A 20,823-nucleotide genomic window follows, 5' to 3' on the forward strand; every position below is an offset into this window, starting at 1 on the left:
CCTACCGAGGGTCGTCGCCCGCTCCTGCCGAGGCGAAGGACGACGCGGTGACGGGCGCAGGTCGCTCACCCGCGGGTGGGTCGTCCCCGGCGGGAGCCGTCGGTGCACGCAGGGATCCGTACCGTTCCATCCGCTGCCACCGCAGCCGCACGCCGGCGAGCGACGTCCACACCGACTGGATGACGACGAGGTACATCAGCTGGCGGTAGACGACCTGCTGGAGCGCGAGCGTCCACAGCGGCGCGAGACGCTCGCCGTCGAGGCGGAACGCGTACACGCTCGTCGCCAGCTGCAGCCCCAGGAACGCGAGCCACAGGCCGATCACACGGGGCGGGTCGAGGAAGATCAGCCCGTAGATCGCGAACACGTCGACGACCGGTGCGAGCAGCGGGAGCAGCACCTGGAAGAGCATCAGGTACGTGAGGCCGCGGCGGCCGAAACGGCCGGCGCGGCCGCCCTGGGTGTAGGCGCCGCGGTGCTTCCACATCGCCTGCAGGGTGCCGTAGCACCAGCGGTAGCGCTGCCGCCACAACGCCCCGAGGGTCGCGGGAGCCTCGGTCCAGGCACGGGCCTCCTCCTGGTAGACGACGCGCCACCCGTCGCGCAGCAGCGCCATCGTGAGGTCGGTGTCCTCGGCCAGCGTCGCGTCGCTGACCCCGCCGACGGCGACCAGCGCGGAACGACGGAACGCGCCGATCGCACCAGGCACGGTCGGCATGCACTCGGCGAGATCGAACAGGCGGCGGTCGAGGTTGAACCCGACGACGTACTCGATGTGCTGCCAGCGACCGAGGAGGCCGCCCCGGTTGGCGACCTTGGCGTTCCCCGAGACGGCCCCGATCTCGGGGTCACGGAACGGGAGCACCAGGTGGCGGATCGTGGCCGGCTCGAAGACCGTGTCGCCGTCGACCATCACGATGATCTCGTGCGACGCGGCGGCGATGCCGGTGTTGAGCGCGGCGGGCTTGCCGGCGTTCGGCTGACGGATGAGCCGCACCCCGGGCAGGGCCATCCGTTCGACGACGGCAGCCGTGTCGTCGGTCGAGCCGTCGTCCACGACGATGACCTCGACCGCGACGTCGGAGGCCACCAGCGAGCGTACGGCGGCCTCGATGCCTGCACTCTCGTTGAACGCAGGCACGACCACCGTGACCGGCGGGCACTCGGCGGGCGTCGGGACAGGCCCCCAGCGGTCCACGCTGCGGCGACGGTGACGCCGAGCGGCCACCACCAGGAGGAGCGAGCGCCCGACCGCAAGGACTCCGGCGGCGAGGAGCGCCACGCTGAGGATGCGGAGGATCCACGTGCTGGCCCCGAACGCGAACAGGAGCGCGCGGCCCTGCCACGTCTGGACCGGAGAGGCTGCGCCAGCGGTGCCGGTGAGGCCGGTGGTCTCGCCGACACTGCCGACCGTGACCCCGTCGGTCTTCAGCTGCGGGAGCAGCTCGTCGAGCGCAGCCACGGTCTGGCTGCGGTCGCCGCCGGCGTCGTGCAGCAGGAGGACCTCGCCGGCGTCGCCCTCGGGCGTCGAGTTCGCGACGATCGCGTCGACGCCTGGACGGCGCCAGTCCTGGCTGTCGAGCGTGGAGAGTACGGCGACATAGCCGTCCCCGGACACCTCGCGGAGCACCGCCCACTGGCCGTCGTCGACGGCGTCGTTCGTCGACGAGTACGGGGGGCGCAGCAGCGCGCTCGTCGTCCCGGTGGCTCCGTTGAGGACCAGCTGTGACTCCCGCAGCTCGAGACTGCGCCGCCACGCCGGCACCGCGTCCAGCTCGGCGTGCGAGAAGGTGTGCATCCCGATCTCGTGGCCTTCGTCGAGGATGCGACGGGTCAGTCGAGGATGGTCGGCCACCTGGGTGCCGACGACGAAGAAGGTGGCGTGGACGCCGTGCTCCTTCAGCACGTCGAGGATCTCGGGCGTCCAGCGGGGGTCCGGGCCGTCGTCGAACGTCAGCGCGACCGACCTCGGGCCGGGCGACAGCGTACGGACCGTGTCGCCGCGCGCGTCGACGACCGGACCGCCTTCCACGACCTCGGCCGGCACACCGTCCGACGAGCCGGAGCCGGTCACCGCTCCGTCCGGGGTCGACCCGAACATGTGGCGCGCGTACCCCTGCACGAGCAGAGCCGCTGCCAGGGTCGGCAGCAGGACCGCGAGGAGCACCCAGTGCGCGCGCGGCCGGATGTCGCGCACCGTGCGGTGGCGGGGCGTGCCGGAGGTCATGTCAGGGGGTGGCCGTGGCCTTGGCCTTGCCGGGCGCCGTCGACGACGAGCCGCGCTCCTCGGCCGGCTTCTTGTGCTCCGCCTGGGCCTCGTCGCTGTTCCCCGGCGACGTGGGCCGGCCGGGGGTCGGCGAGGGAGCAGACGTCGTGGGTGCCGGCGTGGTCGGGGCCGGTGCCGTCACCTGCTCCGTGGGCGACGGCGTGGACGGGCGGTCGTCGGACCCGTCATCGCTCGACCCGTCGTCGTTCGACCCGTCGTCGTTCGAGCTGGACGGGTCATCGCTCGCGGGATCGTCGTTCGTCGTGCCGTTCGAAGGAGCCGCCGAGTCCGTGTCGCCGTCGCCCGCGGAGGTGCCGCGGTCGGGCTCGGGGGAGCGGGGCTGCGCAGGCTGTGCCGCCTCCGGGACCGTCGGCGGCAGGAGCGCCGACGGGAGCGTCGGGCCGCCGAGGACGCTGCTGCCGAGCGCGATCACGTACGCCGCAGCCGGGAGGGCGACGATCAGGGCCCAGCGGCGAGCGCGGCCGGCTCGTCGGCCGGACGCGTCGACGAACACCGGCTCGGAGGCCGGGCCGTGCGGGGCGGGGGGCGGGGTCACAGCGGCCGAATCTATCAGCGGCGGCAAGACCCTCGGAAGCGTCGCGTGCCCGATGGTCCATAACGGTTCGGGCAGACCCATGGACGGATATGTCTTCCTCGGCAACAATAGGCGCAGGCCCGGCCCCGGGTCGTCTCCACTTCACTCGGATCGTGCGGCACGTTCCTGCCGCTGAAGGGATGTAGTACGCCATGGCATCAGTCAGTTTCCAGAAGGCAACCCGCGTCTTCGCCGGCCAGGAGCGCCCGGCAGTCGACCAGCTCGAGCTCGAGGTCGCGGACGGTGAGTTCCTCGTCCTCGTCGGCCCGTCGGGCTGCGGCAAGTCCACCTCCCTGCGCATGCTCGCAGGGCTCGAGGACGTCGACGCCGGTCGGATCCTCATCGGTGACCGCGACGTCACCGACCTCCCCCCGAAGTCCCGCGACATCGCGATGGTCTTCCAGAACTACGCGCTCTACCCGCACATGTCCGTGGGCGAGAACATGGGCTTCGCGCTCAAGATCGCGGGCACTTCGAAGTCCGAGATCAAGCAGCGCGTGGCCGAGGCCGCCGAGATGCTCGGTCTCACCGAGTACCTCGACCGCAAGCCGAAGGCGCTCTCCGGCGGTCAGCGTCAGCGCGTCGCCATGGGTCGCGCGATCGTCCGCTCGCCGCAGGTCTTCCTCATGGACGAGCCGCTCTCGAACCTCGACGCCAAGCTCCGTGTCCAGACCCGTGCGCAGATCGCGCAGCTGCAGCGGCGCCTCGGCACCACGACGGTCTACGTCACCCACGACCAGGTCGAGGCCATGACGCTCGGTGACCGGGTCGCAGTGATGAAGGACGGCGTGCTCCAGCAGATCGACACCCCGCGCGCGACGTACGACAGGCCGAACAACGTGTTCGTCGCGGGCTTCCTCGGCTCGCCTGCCATGAACCTCTTCGACGTCGACGTCACCGAGGGTGGCGTGAAGGTCGGCGACACGGTCGTGCCGATCTCGCGCGAGGTGCTCTCGCAGACCGACGCGTCGGTCGTCACGCTCGGCGTCCGCCCGGAGGACATGGCGCTCGGCGACCACGGCATCGCGACCGTCGTCGACGTCGTCGAGGAGCTCGGCTCGGACGCGTTCGCGTACGGCCACATGAAGCACGGCGGTCTGGATCAGGCGCTGGTCAGCCGCGTCAACTGGCGGACCCCGCCGCGCATCGGTGAGGTCGTCCACCTGACCGTCGACCCGGAGCGCCTGCACGTGTTCTCGAAGGAGACCGGGCTGCGTCTCGGCTGACGCCCGCATACATCGCCCTCCGGCGGCGCCAGGGCCGACCCCTCCGCGCTGTCGAGCAAACCGACCGAATCCCTCATTGGATTCGGTCGGTTTGCTTTAACCGGCGCGGGCGGGCGCCCGCGGAGCGAGGCAGCGCGGTTGTGCGCGACTGTCATTGCAAGAATGCGCCGGTGGGCTATTGGACGACGGGCATCTCCGGGAACGCGGCGGGCCGCGCGCTACTGGTCGAGGTCACCAGCATGCCGAAGCGCAAGCAACTCAAGCCGCACTTGCGCGACGCCATGGCCCCGCTGCTGGAGCGCGGCGCGAGCGCGACCGGTGATGAACGCGACCGTGCTGTGGCGGCAGCCGTCCTCGCGAGCACCACACGCGGTGGCACGTACGGCGTCGACGAGCTCGATGACGTCTGCGGCTGCGGTTGGCCGCGCAGCTGGACGGCAGGTGACGGCACGCTCCGCCGGGCACGCGCGGTCATCGCTGCCGTCATCGAGGCAGGCGAGCGGCCGGACGATGCTGAGCTGCGCGACTTGCTCGCGGACATCGACGCGGAGTTCGTCAGGTTGCCGGAACCAGGCGACTTCACCACGTCCACGACTCGGGACGGGAGTCTGCTGGCACACCTCGCAGAGCGCTGGCCGACTTCTGACGAGCTGACGGCAATCGTCGATGCGTCGATGCACCTGGCCCTCACGCCACCACGCGGCGCGGAGAACCTGGACCCGTTGCTTCCGCTCGCCGCCCACCTACGGTGGCTGTCGCTGGGCGAGACCGCGATCGACCTTCGCGCGCTCGGATCGTTCACCGAGCTCCGAGAGCTGAGGATGCTGGGCGCGCGTCCCCGCCACAACGTCGACCTCTCCGGTCTCGCCGCGCTGCACACGCTGCACAGTCGGGCACCACACGCCGTATCGGGCCTCGTGCTGCCGTCGTTGCGCTGCCTGTTCGTCGCCGCGGTCGATGACGAGATGCTGAGCCGGGTCACGGGTCACCTGAGGGTCTTCCGTGCTGACCTGTCGCGGCGGTTGACGCGGATCCCGTCATCGCCGGCCTTCGCGAGCATGGAAGAGCTGACGCTCAACTCGGTGGGACCGTTCGATCTTTCGTCGCTGGCCGGTCACAAAACGCTGCGGGTGATTCAGCTTCTTCACTCCCCGAGCGTGGTCGGTGTCGAGGCACTGGCCACGATCCGGACGCTCGAGGAGGTGGTCATCGTCGCCGATGCGATCGGCGGCTGGGAAGCCCTTCTCGACTCCGACATCGCCATGCTCCACCTCGGCTCGCCATCGTTGCCGAACAGGCCGGCGCAGCTCATCCCATCGTCGCGTCGCGATGCGTGGAGTCTCCGACGATCGGTCCGCAGCTGATCGCGCCGCACAGCGCGACGGGCCAGAGCGAGGACAGGCGCTCCGGAGGCCCCGAGCGGCCGGTCAGAAGCCCTGCCACTCCGGCTTGTGGGCGAGGGCGTGGCGGTAGTAGTCGGCGAACTCGAGCTCGGACGCCGCCGCCTCGTCCACGAACACCGTGGCGTGCTGGTGCCACTGCAGGATCGACGCCGGGCAGCGTGCCGAGAGCGGGCCCTCGACCGCGGCAGCGACCGCCTCCGCCTTCGCGGTCCCCGTCGCGACCATGACGAGGTGGCGAGCGGTGCCGATCGTGCCGAGACCCTGCGTCAGGACGTGCCGCGGCACCTCGTCGACCGACCCGAAGAACCGTGCGTTGTCGTCACGCGTCTGCTGCGTCAACGTCTTCGGCCGGGTCCGCGACGACAGCGACGACATCGGTTCGTTGAAGCCGATGTGCCCGTCGGTGCCGATCCCGAGCAGCTGCACGTGCACGCCGCCGGCCGCGCCGATCGCCGCGTCGTAGCGCGCGCACTCGGCGGGAAGGTCGGCCGCGCCCCCGTCGGGGGAGTGGACGTCGGCCGGATCGATGTCGACGTGTTCGGTGAGCTCGCGGCGGATCACCGCGGCGTACGACTCGGGGTGCCCCGCGGGGAGGCCGACGTACTCGTCGAGCAGGAACGCGGTCGTACCGGCGAACGAGAGCCCGTCCTCCCGGTGCCGGCGGATGAGCTCCTGGTACGCGACGAGGGGAGACGATCCCGTCGCCAGCCCGATCACCGGGGCTGGCCCGCGCAGCACCGCCGCGAACACGTCGGCGACGTGCCGCCCGATCTCCTCGGCGGACTCGCAGATCACGACCTCCACGTCGACGTTCCTTCCGTGCTCGTTGTCTCGTCTGCAGGCTGCGTCGCAGCCGGCTCGTGCGTGCCTGTCGTCGCCAGCTCGGCCGCCCCGAGAGCAGCGGCCGGGTAGTCGACCGGGAGCGCGACGATGCGCTCCCGCAGGCGCAGGCTCGCCACGAACGGCGAGACTGCCTCGTCGGAGTCCAGCTGCGCGAACAGCGGCTCCATGATGCGCTCCCCGAGTCGCATCACGCCGCCTGTGAGCACCACCCGCGCCGGGTCGACGCTGAGTGCCACGATGCGGATCGCCTCGCACAGCCAGTGCACGAACGTCTCACGGATCGCGATCGCGCGTTCGTCGCCGGCGTCGGCGGCATCGAACACGGCGACCGGCTGCGGGCCTGGACCGACGTACGGCCACTGGCGTGCCAGCCCACGCCCCGACGCGTACAGCTCGATGCAGCCGTGCTGCCCGCAGGTGCACCGCGGCCCGTCGGCGACGACGGACAGGTGACCGACCTCGCCGACCACGCCGTACGCTCCGCGGCGCAGTCGCCCGTCGAGCACGAAGCCTGCGGCGAGCCCGGTGCCCACCGACAGGAGCGCGACGTCCTCGCGCTCTCCCTGCGACCGCAGCCACGTCGCGACACCGCGGGCGGCGGCGTTCACGTCGTTGTTCACGGTGACCGGGACACCGAGGGCGCTGGCGAGCGCCCCACGGAGGTCGAGCGGCTCGGTGATGTCGAGATTGACCGCGTTGGTGAGGATCCCGTCGGCGTCGACGGCGCCGGGGATGCCAGCACCGACCGCGACGATCTCGGTCGTGGCCGGGAGGGCGTCGACGAGGCGCTTCACGACCTCGAGCGTCGTCGCGACGACGCCGGCCGGACCGAGGACGGTGGGCGTGCGGACGTCGGCCAGCACCTCGTCAGGGCGTACGGCGTCGGCCGCGATGCCGTGGACCTTCGTGCCGCCGATGTCGAGTCCGATCCTGACGGCGCTCATCGTCCTTCTCCGGTGGGTCCGGGCGTCGCGCCGGAAGCGGGTGCTGATGCGGCCAGGATGGCCTCGCCGACCGCGCGTGACGGGGGGAGCGCCGAACCCCAGCCCCGGACGACGTGGGGGAGGGCCTCCACCTCCGGCGACGGCCAGCCGAGCTCGACGAGCAGCGTGTCCGGGCGAGCCGCGACGAGCGCGGTGAGCCAGTCCCAGGCTCGCGGGTCCGCGGCGGCAGCGCGTGCGACCACGACGACGGGACCGTCGTGGCCGACGAGCTCGTCGATCACCGGCGCGTCGTCGGTGACTGTCAGGACCGTCGCGCCGGGCAGCCCCAGCTCGCCCCAGGCCGCGTCGCCGACGGCCATGTTCGAGCCGGTGTCGAGCCGCACGACGAGCGGTGTGCCGGCCGGGAGCGTGTCGATCGCGTCGACGGCCTCAGCAGCCGCGCGCCGGCCGGCGACGAGGCCCGCCTCGACCACCGACGGGTCCGCGGGGACCTGTCCGGTCGCGTAGGTCGCCGCGAGGGCGTCGACGCGGCCGGCTGCGTCGTGGAGGCGCGCGGCGGAGAGCGTCCCGTCCTCGACGGCTGCGACGACCGCCTCGACCACGTCGAGGATGTCGTCGGCGCCGCGTCCACGCAGCGAAGGACCGATGCACAGCAGGTCGGCGCCGGCAGCGAGCGAGGCGACCGCGGCGGCCGGGATGCCGATCGTGGCACTCGCTCCCGCCATGTCGAGGGCGTCGGTGACGATGACGCCGTCGAACCCGAGCTCGTCGCGCAGCAGCCCGGTCAGGATGGCCGGGCTGAGCGTCGCCGGGAGGAACGGGTCGAGCGCGCTCAGGACGATGTGCGAGGTCATGATCGTCGCCGCACCTGCCTCGATCGCGGCGACGAACGGGACCAGCTCACGCGTACGGAGCGTGTCGAGGTCGGCGTCGACCCGGGGGAGCGCGAGGTGCGAGTCGGCTGCTGTGTCGCCGTGACCCGGGAAGTGCTTGACGCACGCGGCGACACCCTGGCCCTGCAGACCCCGCACCCACGCAGCGGTGTGCCGGGCGACGAGAGCCGTGTCGGCGCCGAAGCTCCGGGTGCCGATGACGGGGTTGCGGGGGTTCGAGTTGATGTCGGCGTCGGGCGCGAGATCAAGCCAGATCCCCGCCGACTTCAGCTCGGCGCCGATCGCGGCGGCGACTGCCGTGGTCGTCGCGAGGTCGTCGGCGCGGCCGAGGACGGCGTTGCCCGGGTACGGACTGCCCGTCGCGTAGTCGAGCCGCGTCACGTCGCCGCCCTCCTCGTCGAGCGTGAGGACGAGCGACGGCGCAGCCAGGCTCAGCGCCTGAGCGAGCGCGACGACGTCGGCGGGGTCAGCGGTCAGGTTGTTGCCGTACAGGCAGATCCCGCCGAGGCCGTCCTCCACCAGGCCCGGGAGCCAGGCTGGCACCTCGGTGCCCTCGAACGCACCGAGGACGACCCGGTGCGCGCTGCGTCGCACGGCGACGTCGGCCGTCATCCCTTGACCGCCCCCGACACCATGCCGCTGGTCATCTTGCTCTGGACGAACATGAACAGCCCGATGACGGGGATCGCGACCAGCGTCGCTCCCGCCATCACGGCCGGCCAGTCGATGGCCTGGTTGGACACCGTGGTCATGCCCTGCAGCCACAGCGGGATCGTCCGGTTCGACGGGTCCATCACGACCGTGGCGAGGGTGATCTCGTTCCAGCACTGCAGGAAGCCGTACACGCCCGAGGCCACCAGGCCCGGAGCGAGCAGCGGGAAGGTGATCGTGAAGAACGCCCGGAACCGGCTGCAGCCGTCGACCATCGCTGCCTCCTCGAGCTCTGCCGGGACGCCCGCGACGAAGCCCCGCAGCATCCAGATCGTGAACGGCAGGATCATCGCCAGGTAGAGAAGTGTCAAGCCCGCGACCGTGTTGAACAGGCCCCATCCCGACAGCATCTTGTACTGGGAGATGAACAGCGCCTCGGCCGGGATCATCTGCACGATGAGGATGACGACGATGAACGCGGTCTTGCCGCGGATGCGGAACCGCGAGATCGCCAGCGCCGCGAGGAACGCGAACACCAGACCCGCTCCGACCGCGAGCAGCGTGACCGTCAGGCTGAGCTGCATGGCGTCCCAGAAGGACGCGTCCGCCACGCGCCCGTACGCGTCGGGGCTGGTGTCGCCGCCGAACGGGAGCCACGCGGGCTCGGGGGAGCGGAGCCGCCCGAGGGTCTGGAACGAGCTGTTGACCATCCAGTAGACGGGGAAAGCCCACACGGCGGCGATCACGATCGCCAGCGTGCTCAGCAGCGTACGACCGGGGCGACGGCGCGTACGGGTGGTGGTCGTCGTCATGATGCGCGCTCCTCACGCAGCAGGGAGCGGACGTAGCCGAAGGTCAGGCCGAGCGTGAGCAGCAGCATCACCATGGCGACCGCGGACGCGACGCCGTACTCGCTCTGGGCGATGCCGAGCTGGTACAGGTACGTGCCGAGCAGGTTCGTCTCGCTGACGGTGCCGCCGGCTCCCTGGAGGTACTTGATCTGGGCGAACACCCGCAGGTCCCACACGATCTGGAGAAGCATCACGATCGAGAGGACGGGGCGGATGGTCGGGACGATGATGTGACGGAACCGCTGCGTGCGCGACGCGCCGTCGAGCTGTGCCGCCTCGAGGGTCTCCTCGGGCACCTGGGTCAGCGCCGCGTACAGGCTGAAGGCCACGAACGGCACGCTCATCCAGACGACGATGACGCCGGCGACCAGGAAGAAGGTCCACGGGTTCGCGAGCCAGGAGTAGCCCTCCATGCCCTCGAAGCCGATCTTGACGAGCAGCCAGTTCACGACGCCGTAGCGCGTGTCGAACAGCCAGTTCCAGACCGTCAGGCTCGCGATGAGCGGCGTCGCCCAGGCAGCGAGCATCGAGACCTGCAGGATCAGCCGCGCCACGGTGGAGATCGAGCGCATCAGCAGCGCGACACCCATGCCGATCACCAGCGTCAGCGACGCGGCGGCGAAGCAGAACACGACCGATCGGGCGATCACCGCCCAGGTCGTCGGGTCGCTGAGGATCTCGACGTAGTTGTCGAACCCGATCCAGCCCGGGTCGGCCGTGCCGAACTGCTGCGCGAGGCCGAACTCCTGGAACGACATCGCGACCTGCCGGACCAGCGGGTAGCCGAGGCCGAGGAGCAGGGTGGCGAGGGCCGGGACGAGCAGGAGGTACGGCGCGGGGCGCCGCCGGCGGTTCCGCACCGGTGGAGGCGCGGTCGCAGGGACCCCGGGGGGCGCTTCGGTGTCTGTCATCGCCTGAGCCATCGTCTGCCTGTCGTGTGGAAGGGGATGCGGAGCCCGTCGCGCCGGGGGAAGGTCGCGACGGGCTCCGCACGCCTGTGTTGCGTCCGGGACGGGTCCCGGGCCTTGCGTGTCGAGCCTCGACTACTTGTTCAGGATCTCGGCGAGCTTGGCGTCGTAGTCGGCGGCCGTCTTCGCGATGTCGGCGCCGCCGGCGATCTTGCCGAAGAACTCCTCCATGACCTGGCTGGTCTCGACCTCGGTCCAGTTCGGCGAGGTCGGGGTCAGCTTCGAGTTCGAGGCCGCGTCGACCGCGGACTTCGCGAACTCGTCCTCACCCATCTTGGCGGTGAACTCCGGGTTGGCCGGGCCGAGGCCGTTCTCTGCCAGCAGCGACTGGTACTCGTCGCTGTAGATGAGCTGGAGCAGCGCGAATGCCTCGTCCTGGTTCTTGGACTTCGCCGAGATGCCGATGTTCGAGCCGCCGGCGAACACCGGAGCCGCAGCGCCGTCGTTGCCCGGCAGCGCGAAGCCGCCGAGGTCGGCAGCCATCTCCTCGGGGACGCTCCAGCGCGCCCAGCCCGGAGCCATGAACGCCGCGGCCTCGCCGTTGTTGAAGGGGACCCACGCCTCGGCGTCGAGGCCGTCCTTCGGAGCGGCGCTGGCGTTGTCGGAGAGGTTCTTCCAGGCCTCGAGGCCCTTGACGCTCTCGGCCGAGGACAGCTTGCCGACCCAGGAGTCACCCTCCTGGACGGCGATGTCGCCACCGTTGGCGAAGATCCACGAGATGCCGTTGCGCCAGTCCTGGCCGGGCACCCAGAAGCCGGAGTAGTTCTTGTCGCCCGACTTCTTCTTCAGCTCCACGACCGCGGTGTTGAACGCGTCGAGGGTCGTCGGGAGGGCGATGCCGGCGTCGGCGAACGCCTTCTTGCTGTAGAAGACGTAGCGCGAGCCCCAGTAGTAGGGAACGGCGAACTGCTTGCCGTCGTACGCGCCCGCCTCGACGAAGCTCTCCGGGCCGATGTCGTCACCGAGCTCGCCGACCTTGTCGGTGAGATCCGTGAAGGCGCCCACCGAGGTGAACGTCGGCGACTGCGTGTTGCCGACCTCGAAGACGTCCGGCGTCTGGTTCTCGTCGCTCAGGGCGGTCTGCAGGCGCGGGACGAGCTGACCCCAGTCGATGTGCTCGATCTTGAGGTCGGTGCCCTCGTTGTCTGCCTCGTACTCCTTCTCGAGCCACTTCGTCAGTGCCTCGGGGGTGTCGGTCTCGCCGGCGAGCCAGAGCTTGATGACCTTGTCGCCCGACGCGGAGTCGTCGGAGTCCGAGCTGCCGCAGGCGGTCAGCGCGAGAGCCGAGGCCACGCCCAGCACCGCAAGGCGGGTGAGATTCTTCATGGTTGCTTCCTTCGGGGGTGAGGGCTCCACGGGGGCGGGAGGCCTACTGGGGGTGAGGAGAGGGTGTGATGGCAGTCGTTGGAGACATCGGCGTCAGACCACCCCTAGCTGGGTGAAGCGGACGTGCGCCGCCGCACCCGTGAGAACGACGTCGCGTGCCAGCGATGCCATCCGCACGTCGAGATGCTCAGCGACGACCGGCATGCTCCGCTCGGCCACCGCGGCACGGACGGCCCCCAGGAGGGGACCGTCGAGCAGCTCGGCGGGGCCGTAGAGCACGACATCGGTGATGCCGAGCGTGGTGACGATGGGTGCGAGGACCGCGCCCAGCGTCGTGCCGACCGCCTCCAGCTCGGAGGCGACGGCGTCGGGGGTGACCGCGGCGAGGCGGTCACGCAGGTGAGGGACGGCCAGCACCGTCTCGAGGCAGCCGCGGTTCCCGCAGGCGCACGGAGCGCCGCCCGGCTCGACGACGACGTGGCCGATCTCGCCCGCCGACAGCAGGGGGCCGCCCAGCATCGCGCCGTCCATGAGGATGCCGCCGCCGACGCCGTGCCCGATCGCGACGAGCATCAGGCCGTCGGGGTTGCCGGCGCCGAAGGTGCACTCGGCGAGCGCGGCGATGTTGGCGTCGTTGGAGATCGAGACCGGCAGCCCGACGCGCGCGCCGACCGCTTCGGCGAGCGGCAGCTCGTACCAGCCGAGGTTGGGCGCCTGGCGGACGACTCCCTTGTCGTCCACGACGCCGGGAGTGCCGATGCCGACGCCGAGGACCGGGCGCTCGGACGTGGCGACGAGACGCTGGACGAGGGCGACGACGAGGTCCACGGCGGCGTCACCGCGTGCCGACCCGAGCTCGACGGCGTCCCGGGTGACGATCTCGCCGTGCAGGTCGATGAGGGCGCCCTGCAGGACGGTGTCGTCCGACAGGTCGAGGGCGACGATGAGGACGGCGTCGTGGACCAGACCGAGCAGCGTCGCCGGCTTGCCCGGGCGCGCACCCGGCTTGGTCCCGAGCTCGGCGACGAGGCCGTCCGCCAGCAGCTCCGCCACGAGGTCGGACACCGTCACCCGGGTCAGCGAGGTGGCGCGAGCGAGGTCGGCGCGGCTGAGGGGCCCGGTGTCGGCGAGGCACTGGAGGAGGAGCGAGAGGTGGTGGCGGCGGGTGTCCGCGGGCAGCATCTTCTCCGACGACCGGCGCGCAGAACGCGGGCGCAGCGGCGTCGTGCCGCGTGCGTCGCCGGGGTCTGTCGTACGTCCGATCACGTTGTTAGTTCACCCTACTAACAAACATCGGTCAAGCCTCGTTAGCCATTCGTTACCTGATGGCGGCCGACAGCGGCGGCCAGGCCGGCGTACGCCCGAGATTGACCCGGTTGGGGGACGGTGCGACACTGGGAGACGGCGGATTCCGTCCCATCCTCACCTTGTCGTCCTGACATCTTGGATGCGGAGGATGCGCCCATCCCAATCACTCCCGATGAGAAGGACTCCGATGGCCAAGGCTCTCCTCGGCTACGTGGCGACGCCGAACGTCCACCAGGCCCGCGAGGCTCAGCTCCGCCGACGCATCGCCGATCTGGAAGCAGAGGTGATCCGGCTCAAGCACGAGAACGACGAGCTGGTTGCCTCGCCCGGGCTCGCACCCGTGGACCTCTCGACCGCTGACCTGCTCGAGCCCGCGACATCCTGACCTGACCGGCCTGACCCGGCCTCGGTCGTTCTGGGCCCGACACACACCCCCGCCTGCCCGGGCGTGGCGCGTCGTCCGACCCGCGTCGGTCGCCTACGCTGAGAGCGGCATCCTTCCCCGCTGCCTGCAGTCCCGCCGACGTGGCGTTTCTGCCTCGGCGCCATCGTCCTCACCGGGACACAGTCTGAGACAGCTCGTCTTGAGCCGAATGCGTGAAGGAGCACTGGCTTGCACCTCAAGAGCCTGACGCTGCGTGGGTTCAAGTCCTTCGCCTCTGCCACCCACCTCCAGCTCGAGCCCGGCATCACCTGCGTGGTCGGTCCCAACGGCTCCGGCAAGTCCAACGTCGTCGACGCCCTCGCCTGGGTGATGGGCGAGCAGGGCGCCAAGTCGCTGCGCGGCGGCAAGATGGAGGACGTCATCTTCGCCGGTACGTCCGGCCGCGCGCCGCTCGGCCGAGCCGAGGTCGTCCTCACCATCGACAACTCCGACGGCGCCCTCCCGATCGACTACGCCGAGGTGACGATCTCGCGGACGATGTTCCGCAACGGCGGCTCCGAGTACGCCATCAACGGCAGCTCGTGCCGGCTCCTCGACGTCCAGGAGCTCCTCAGCGACTCCGGTATCGGCCGCGAGATGCACGTCATCGTCGGCCAGGGCCAGCTCGACTCGGTGCTGCAGGCGTCGCCCGAGGACCGCCGTGGCTTCATCGAGGAGGCCGCAGGCGTCCTGAAGCACCGCAAGCGCAAGGAGAAGGCGCTCCGCAAGCTGGACGCCACCGAGGGCAACCTGACCCGGCTCCAGGACCTGCTCGCCGAGATCCGCCGCCAGCTCAAGCCGCTCGGACGCCAGGCCGAGGTCGCTCGCAAGGCCGCCGTCGTCCAGGCGGACGTGCGCGACGCCCGCGCCCGGTTGCTCGCCGACGACGTCCTCCGCTCCCGCGAGCAGCTGCAGACCGAGCTCGCCGACGAGGAGGCGCTGCGGCTCAAGCGCTCCGCGGTCGAGGGCGCGGTCCACCAGAAGCGTACCGAGGAGGCCGCCCTCGAGGACGCGCTGCGCTCCGACGCCCCGCGACTGCAGGAGGCGCAGGACACCTGGTACGGCCTCAACAGCATGCGCGAGCGCGTCCAGGGCACCGCCGGGCTCGCCGCGGAGCGGGTCCGCAACGCCGCCGCGCTCCCGCCCGACGACCGCCGCGGGCGGGACCCGGAGGAGCTCGAGGAGGAGGCGACGCGCTTCGAGGCACAGGAGAAGGCGATCACCGAGGAGGTGACCGCCGCGGAGAAGGGCCTCCAGGACGTGATCGCGGCACGCAAGGGCGCCGAGGAGGCGTACCAGGCCGAGGAGCGCAGGCTCGCCGACCTCCTGCGCGCCGCGTCCGACCGTCGTGAAGGCCTCGCACGCCTGACCGGGCAGGTCAACACCCTCCGTACGCGCGTGCTCGCCGCGGAGGAGGAGATCGGCCGCCTCGAGGAGAACCGCCTCCTCGCGGAGCAGCGTGCCGAGCGCGCCCAGCACGAGTTCACCGGCGCCGAGACCCAGGTCGCCGGCCTGGACTCGGGCGAGACCGGCGTGGCCGCGGAGATCGACGCCGCCGAGGCCGCGCTCGAGGACGCGAGCGACCGGCTCGCGAAGACCACCGACGCCGTCCACGCCGCCGACCGCGAGCGCGCCGGGCTCGAGGCTCGCAAGGAAGCGCTCGAGATGGGTCTGGCGCGCAAGGACGGCGCCGGAGCCGTGCTCGGCGCCTCAGAACGCCTCGGGGGAGTGCTCGGGTCCGTCGCCGCCGTGGTCACGGTCGACGCCGGGTACGAGACCGCGATCGCCGCCGCCCTCGGGCCCGCGGCCGACGCCGTCGCCGTCGACACCCTCGCCACCGCCATCGGTGCGGTCGAGTCCCTGAAGGCATCCGAGGACGGCCGGGCAGGTCTGCTCGTCGGGTCCGCGGCCGCGCTGGAGCGTGGTGGATGGCCGTCGCTCCCGCCGGGGACGACGTACGCCGTCGACGTCGTCGCCGCACCCGAGGGCGTGATGGCGGCCCTGGAGCGGATGCTCGACAGGGTCGCCGTCGTCGCGAGCATCGCCGACGCGCGCGCCCTCATCGAGCGTGACCCCGCCCTCGTCGCGGTGACGCGGGAGGGTGACCTCGTGGGCGGTCATTACGTCGCCGGCGGGTCGCAGGACGTCCCCAGCCTCATCGAGGTCCAGGCGGCCGTCGACCAGGCCGCCGAGAAGCTGCGTGCCCTCGCGGTGCGCCGCGAGGAGCTCGGCGCCGAGGTCCTCGAGCTCAAGGAGCAGCGTGCCGAGGCCAAGCAGCGACTCGACGTCGCGGTCGCCGAGCGCCGCGCGGCAGAGGCCAAGACCAACGCGCTCACCGAGAAGCTGGCCCAGCTCGGGTCGACGGTGAAGGCCGCCAAGGACGAGGGCACCCGGCTCGCGGCGGCGATCACCGCTGCGCAGAAGGCACGCGACGACGCGGCCACCGGACTGACCGAGCTCGAGAAGCGGCTGACCGACGCCGAGAACGCACCCGAGGACGAGCCCGACACCAGCGGCCTCGAGGGGCTCGCCGAGGCTGCCCGTACGCGGCGCGCCGAGGAGACCGACGCGCGCCTTGCGCTGCGTACGAGCGAGGAGCGGGCGCGGGCGATCTCCGGCCGCGCCGCGGGACTGCGTCGCCGCGCGACCGAGGAGCGGACGGCGCGCGAACGCGACCGCGTACGCCGCGAGCGGCTGCGGCGCGAGGGTGCTGCCGCGCGTGCGGTGGGAGAGACCGCGCAGGTCGTCCTCGAGCACCTGGCCGTCTCGCTGTCCGCCGCGAAGAAGGCCCGCGACGAGATCACCGCGGCCCGGGCCGAGCGCGAGCAGCAGCTTGCCGACGTACGCCGTGCGCTGCGCGACCTGTCCGTCGAGCTCTCGCGGCTGACCGACTCGGTGCACCGCGACGAGGTGGCGCGCGCCGAGCAGCGGCTGCGGATCGAGGCTCTGGAGCAGCGTGCGCTGGAGGAGATCGGCGTCGAGGCCGACTCGCTCGTCGCCGAGTACGGGCCGGAGGTGCTGGTGCCCGTGCCGCGCCCCGTCGACGCGCCCGAGGATGAGCCCGATCCCGACCCCGTCCCGTACGTCCGTGCCGAGCAGGAGAAGCGTCTTCGCACCGCCGAGAAGGCGCTCGCCCTGCTCGGGCGCGTCAACCCGTTGGCGCTCGAGGAGTTCTCGGCGCTCGAGGAGCGGCACAAGTTCCTGTCCGAGCAGCTCGAGGACCTGCGCAAGACCCGCAAGGACCTGCTCGAGATCGTCGACGAGGTCGACAAGCGCGTCGAGGAGGTGTTCACGAGTGCGTGGAAGGACGTGTCGCGCGAGTTCGAAGGCGTCTTCTCGCGGCTGTTCCCCGGCGGCGAAGGACGCCTGATCCTCACCGACCCGTCGTCGATGCTCACGACGGGCATCGAGGTCGAGGCGCGCCCGCCCGGCAAGAAGGTCAAGCGGCTGTCGCTGCTGTCCGGCGGCGAGCGGTCGTTGGTGGCGGTCGCGTTCCTGGTGTCGCTGTTCAAGGCACGGCCCAGCCCGTTCTACATCCTCGACGAGGTCGAGGCCGCACTCGACGACACGAACCTCGGGCGGCTGCTGGAGATCTACGAGGAGCTGCGCGAGAACAGCCAGCTCATCGTGATCACCCACCAGAAGCGCACGATGGAGGTCGCCGACGCCCTGTACGGCGTGTCGATGCGCGGCGACGGCGTGTCCGCGGTCATCAGCCAGCGCATCCGCGAGGCCGAGCCGGCCTAGGTATCGTCCGGCGCGTGAGGCTGGGGCGAAGCCACGCTTCCTAGGACGAAGCCACACCTACAACGTGCGCTTCGTCCTAGCAGCGGTGGCTTCGTCGGCGCCCAGACCCTGCTCGCTATCCTCACGACGTGAGTGCCGATTCCCGTGAGACCACCAGCCCCACCCGTGACGACTTCCCGGTCATGCGCCGGATCACGACGCGCTGGTCCGACGAGGACGTGTACGGCCACGTGAACAACGTGACGTACTACTCGTACTTCGACACCGCCGTCAACGGCTACCTCATCGACGCGACCGGCACGGACATCCGCCGCCTCGACGCGATCGGCCTCGTGGTGGAGACGAGCTGCCGGTTCAAGCGCGAGCTCGGGTTCCCCGATGACGTCGAGGTGGGGCTCGCGGTGGAGAAGCTCGGGAACTCCTCGATCGTGTACGAGATCGGCCTGTTCCAGGGCGCGTCGCCGGAGCCCGCCGCGATCGGGCGGTTCGTCCACGTCTACGTGACACGCGAGAGCCGCGAGGTGACCCCGGTGCCGGACGCGATCCGTACGGCGGTTGCGCCGCTCGTGCGCGCCTGACCCCACCCCGCGGCAGTTCGCCGTGACAGCCGGCCGCCGTCGGCGGTCCTCAGGCGGTCGGGCGCTCGTACACGATCTCGAGGCCGTCCTCCTCGTCCCACTGCTCGCCGACCTCGACGAACCCGTACGGCAGGACGAGGTTGCGCGATGCCGCATTGTCCGGTGCGATCGTCACCCGGACGACGCGCACCGCAGGGTCGGCGTCGGCTCGCGCGAGAAGCACCTCGAACGCTGCCCGCGCATATCCGCGCCGGCGGACCTCCGGGTCGACCGCGTAGCCGATCTCGACCATGCCGTCGTCGTCCGGCGGCCCGTGGAATCCGGCCCGCCCCACGGCACGTCTGCTGTCCTCGTCCCACACCGCACCGGTGATCCACGCAGCGCTCGGGGGATCGTCGATCACCTGCTGGGCGCGGATCCGCCACACCCCGAGGAAGTCCTCGCCGACGAACGCGTCGGACAGCGGCACAGGCGCCGTGGCGTTCGCTGCGTCGAGGTCGCCCTCGGCGAGCGCGCGGAGGGTCTCGGGGGAGAGGTGGATGATGCGGACGCGGGGGAGGGGCACCACGCGATCGTACGAGTGTCGACCCCGAGGTTCAGAGCCGTTTTCGGATCGGCCGGCTCCGCAGGTATGCGGCGACGTCCTCCCAGCGGTCGTCGGCGTTGGAGAACTCGACGTGGTCGCGTGCGCGGCGCAGCCAGTCGAGCGTGCTCGGCCGAAGATCGGTCAGCGCATGGTCGAGATCGGCGGCTCCGAGCGGTGCCTCGTCGCCGGTGTCGAGCGCGCGGTCGATCGCGCGGTCTGCGGCGCGCTCGACGACGGCACGCAGGTCGGCTCCGGAGAAGAAGTCCGTCCGCGCGACGACGCGATCGATCGCGCGAGCGTCCGTGTGCACGTCGCGGAGCAGGCGCCGGAGGATCACCGCGCGTGCGTCGGCGTCAGGTGGCGTGATGAACACATGCCGATCGAACCGGCCGGGGCGGACCAGGGCCGTGTCGACGTCCCACGGCTCGTTGGAGGCGCCGAGCACCAGGATGTCGGTGGTGTCGCTGCCGACCCCGTCCATCGCCTGAAGGAGGACATTGGTGAGACGGCGTGCCGAGTCGCCCTCCGCCCGGTGGCGCTTGTACGCCAGGGCGTCCAGCTCGTCGATGAACACGACGCAGGGCGCGAGCGCTCGCGCATGGGCGAACACCTCGGCGAGATTCGTCTCCGAGGCGCCGAAATACGGCGACACGATGTCCTCGATCCGGATCGGCACGAACGGCAGACCGCACTCTCCGGCCACTGCCCGCGCCACGAGGGTCTTGCCGCATCCCGGCGGGCCGTAGAGCATCACCCCGCCACCGCCTCGCCGGCCGTACTTCGCGTAGAGGTCGGGCCGCACGTACGGCATGACGATCATGCGGTGCAGAACCTTCTTCAGGTGGTCGAGGCCACCGACGTCGCTGAACCGGACCGTCTCCGCTGCCTGGGCGATCGGGGCATCGGAGGTGGCGAGCGCTGTCGTGATGCGCAACTCCAGGTCTGCCAGCCCTTCGACCTCACCGCCGTTTCGCGCGACCTCGAGGCAGCCGCGCGCCACTCCCAGGCGCCCGAGCGCAAGCGCGAGGTCGGCGACCGCCAGGGCATCGTGGGCAGGGAGCGCGTGCGTCGCGAGCAGACGCTCGTACAGATCGAGCGCTGCGTCGCCCTCACCGTCTGCCCGCAGCGCTTCGGCGAGCAGGAGCAGCAGAGTCTCGTTGTCCGGGCTCGCCTCGAGTGCGGCACGCAGACCGTCGATGCGCGAGCGACCGGGCGTGGTCACCGCATCCTCCGCTTCACCCACGCCGTCAGGAGGGGAGGGAGCACCCAGCTGTACGCCACGAAGGCGATCCACAAAATCGTCGCCGTGATCCACACCGGCTCGGGGGCCGTCGCTCGGATCAGCCGGAGGGTGATCAGGGCGGCGAGCCAGATCTGCCACCAGGCGAAGCGGCTCACCAGCCTCAACGGCCACATCGCAGGGAGCATCGCGACTGCGGACTGTCGTGCGGCGAGCGCCAGAGTCTGGTCGCCGACCCTGCTCGCTGCCGCGCGACGGACGCTGCGTGCCGCTGTGTCGTGATCGCCGAGCTTCGAGGCCGCAACGGCGTCAAGCACCAGGGCACGGGTGTCTTCCGGGTCCTCAGCGAGGACGCGGCGGGCGCTGGCCTGGACCCGCGGCCAGTTCTTCGCCTGCGCCGCGATCTCAGCGTCCAGGAGGTGGACCGTCGGATCCTCCGGCGCGATCTCGCGTGCTCGGCGCAGCAGGGAGCGTGCCTCGGACTCGCGATGTGCGAAGGCGAGGAAGGTGCCGTACTGGGTCACCACCCCGACAGCCTCCGGCAGCTGCTCCTGCGCGATGCGGTAGTGGCGCTCGGCCTCCTCAGCGTGCTTGAGTGCGTCGGACGCCTGCGCCGCGTAGAAGTGCAGAAGGCCGTTGCCGGGCGCGATCTCCAGCCCGCGGCGGGCGGCAGCCAGCCCGTCCTCGGGGCGACCGAGTCGCAACAGGGCTAGAGCACGCAGACCGAACGCGTACGGCGGGTCGAGCTCCAGGGCGGTCTCATCCAGGGAGTCGAGGCACCGCTGAGGATTCCCGACGTCCAACCAGTGCTGCGCGATCGTCAGGGCGTCACTCGTGCTCGTCATGGCGGGATCGTAGTGACCTATGTCGCATGCGGGACGAGCGGGCCTGCTCGACGTGAGGAGTGACGCACGTCATGCTCGGGGACCGCTTCCCGAAGACGCGGTTGAGCCGCGGGTGTGAAAGCCTTGGGG

Annotated in this window: 17 protein-coding genes; 5 read left to right on the forward strand and 12 right to left on the reverse strand. The window is 71.2% G+C overall.

Features of this window, described 5'->3' with window-relative positions:
• Position 1: 1 nt before the first annotated feature.
• Together GH747_RS15915 and GH747_RS15920 are read right to left on the reverse strand one after the other, a co-directional pair.
• Positions 2 to 2,227 (reverse strand): bifunctional polysaccharide deacetylase/glycosyltransferase family 2 protein, encoded by a 2,226-nt coding sequence (locus GH747_RS15915; RefSeq protein WP_149770610.1) that lies wholly within the window; start codon positions 2,225 to 2,227, stop codon positions 2 to 4.
• Between the two features lies 1 nt (position 2,228).
• On the reverse strand, positions 2,229 to 2,822 hold the full coding sequence (locus tag GH747_RS15920) for a hypothetical protein (protein ID WP_149770611.1): 594 nt from the start codon (positions 2,820 to 2,822) through the stop codon (positions 2,229 to 2,231).
• 191 nt (positions 2,823 to 3,013) lie between these two features.
• On the opposite strand from GH747_RS15920, the gene GH747_RS15925 reads away from it, so the two are divergent.
• The gene (locus tag GH747_RS15925) at positions 3,014 to 4,087 is read left to right on the forward strand and encodes an ABC transporter ATP-binding protein (protein WP_149770612.1); all 1,074 of its coding nucleotides are present in this window, start codon (positions 3,014 to 3,016) and stop codon (positions 4,085 to 4,087) included.
• Positions 4,088 to 4,257: 170 nt separating this feature from the next.
• Positions 4,258 to 5,451 carry a hypothetical protein gene (locus tag GH747_RS15930; protein WP_149770613.1) on the forward strand — a complete coding sequence of 398 codons (1,194 nt, stop codon included), beginning with the start codon at positions 4,258 to 4,260 and terminating at the stop codon, positions 5,449 to 5,451.
• A gap of 63 nt (positions 5,452 to 5,514) precedes the next feature.
• On the opposite strand, the gene nagB is transcribed toward GH747_RS15930, so the two are convergent.
• The 7 genes from nagB to GH747_RS15965 all read right to left on the reverse strand — a co-directional run bounded on the left by nagB (position 5,515) and on the right by GH747_RS15965 (position 13,232).
• Positions 5,515 to 6,294 carry a glucosamine-6-phosphate deaminase gene (gene nagB / locus GH747_RS15935; protein WP_149770614.1) on the reverse strand — a complete coding sequence of 260 codons (780 nt, stop codon included), beginning with the start codon at positions 6,292 to 6,294 and terminating at the stop codon, positions 5,515 to 5,517.
• Positions 6,282 to 7,277, reverse strand: a complete 996-nt coding sequence (locus tag GH747_RS15940; protein ID WP_149770615.1) for an ROK family protein — start codon at positions 7,275 to 7,277, stop codon at positions 6,282 to 6,284. Before GH747_RS15940 ends, nagB begins: the two co-directional genes overlap by 13 nt.
• Complete coding sequence (locus GH747_RS15945; protein WP_149770616.1) at positions 7,274 to 8,782, reverse strand: glycoside hydrolase family 3 protein; 1,509 nt, start codon at positions 8,780 to 8,782, stop codon at positions 7,274 to 7,276. Before GH747_RS15945 ends, GH747_RS15940 begins: the two co-directional genes overlap by 4 nt.
• Positions 8,779 to 9,633: a carbohydrate ABC transporter permease gene (locus tag GH747_RS15950; protein WP_149770617.1), complete on the reverse strand. Its 855-nt coding sequence runs from the start codon at positions 9,631 to 9,633 to the stop codon at positions 8,779 to 8,781. Before GH747_RS15950 ends, GH747_RS15945 begins: the two co-directional genes overlap by 4 nt.
• Positions 9,630 to 10,583, reverse strand: coding sequence for a carbohydrate ABC transporter permease (locus GH747_RS15955; protein ID WP_149770618.1), 954 nt, complete (start codon positions 10,581 to 10,583; stop codon positions 9,630 to 9,632). The genes GH747_RS15950 and GH747_RS15955 overlap by 4 nt, the downstream gene beginning before the upstream one ends.
• Before the next feature lie 132 nt (positions 10,584 to 10,715).
• The gene (locus GH747_RS15960; protein ID WP_149770619.1) at positions 10,716 to 11,966 is read right to left on the reverse strand and encodes an extracellular solute-binding protein; all 1,251 of its coding nucleotides are present in this window, start codon (positions 11,964 to 11,966) and stop codon (positions 10,716 to 10,718) included.
• Between the two features lie 93 nt (positions 11,967 to 12,059).
• Entirely contained in the window at positions 12,060 to 13,232 is a 1,173-nt protein-coding gene (locus GH747_RS15965) for an ROK family transcriptional regulator (protein ID WP_228552957.1), read from the reverse strand.
• 229 nt (positions 13,233 to 13,461) lie between these two features.
• Here GH747_RS15965 and GH747_RS15970 point away from each other — a divergent pair, with 229 nt between their 5' ends.
• The 3 genes from GH747_RS15970 (at position 13,462) to GH747_RS15980 (ending at position 18,023) form a co-directional block, all read left to right on the forward strand.
• Positions 13,462 to 13,659: a hypothetical protein gene (locus GH747_RS15970; protein WP_149770620.1), complete on the forward strand. Its 198-nt coding sequence runs from the start codon at positions 13,462 to 13,464 to the stop codon at positions 13,657 to 13,659.
• 228 nt (positions 13,660 to 13,887) lie between these two features.
• Positions 13,888 to 17,445: a chromosome segregation protein SMC gene (gene smc, locus GH747_RS15975; RefSeq protein ID WP_149770621.1), complete on the forward strand. Its 3,558-nt coding sequence runs from the start codon at positions 13,888 to 13,890 to the stop codon at positions 17,443 to 17,445.
• 128 nt (positions 17,446 to 17,573) lie between these two features.
• The gene (locus tag GH747_RS15980) at positions 17,574 to 18,023 is read left to right on the forward strand and encodes an acyl-CoA thioesterase (protein ID WP_149770622.1); all 450 of its coding nucleotides are present in this window, start codon (positions 17,574 to 17,576) and stop codon (positions 18,021 to 18,023) included.
• A 49-nt stretch (positions 18,024 to 18,072) separates the two neighbouring features.
• Here the strand turns inward: GH747_RS15980 and GH747_RS15985 are convergent, their stop codons facing one another.
• The 3 genes from GH747_RS15985 to GH747_RS15995 are packed head-to-tail and all read right to left on the reverse strand — an operon-like array spanning position 18,073 to position 20,694.
• Positions 18,073 to 18,588, reverse strand: a complete 516-nt coding sequence (locus GH747_RS15985) for a GNAT family N-acetyltransferase (RefSeq protein ID WP_205602982.1) — start codon at positions 18,586 to 18,588, stop codon at positions 18,073 to 18,075.
• 31 nt (positions 18,589 to 18,619) lie between these two features.
• The gene (locus GH747_RS15990) at positions 18,620 to 19,831 is read right to left on the reverse strand and encodes an ATP-binding protein (protein WP_149770624.1); all 1,212 of its coding nucleotides are present in this window, start codon (positions 19,829 to 19,831) and stop codon (positions 18,620 to 18,622) included.
• Complete coding sequence (locus tag GH747_RS15995) at positions 19,828 to 20,694, reverse strand: tetratricopeptide repeat protein (protein ID WP_149770625.1); 867 nt, start codon at positions 20,692 to 20,694, stop codon at positions 19,828 to 19,830. The genes GH747_RS15990 and GH747_RS15995 overlap by 4 nt, the downstream gene beginning before the upstream one ends.
• Positions 20,695 to 20,823 lie beyond the last annotated feature (129 nt).

This window comes from Mumia xiangluensis (assembly GCF_010994095.1).
Taxonomy (GTDB): Bacteria; Actinomycetota; Actinomycetes; order Propionibacteriales; family Nocardioidaceae; genus Mumia; species Mumia xiangluensis.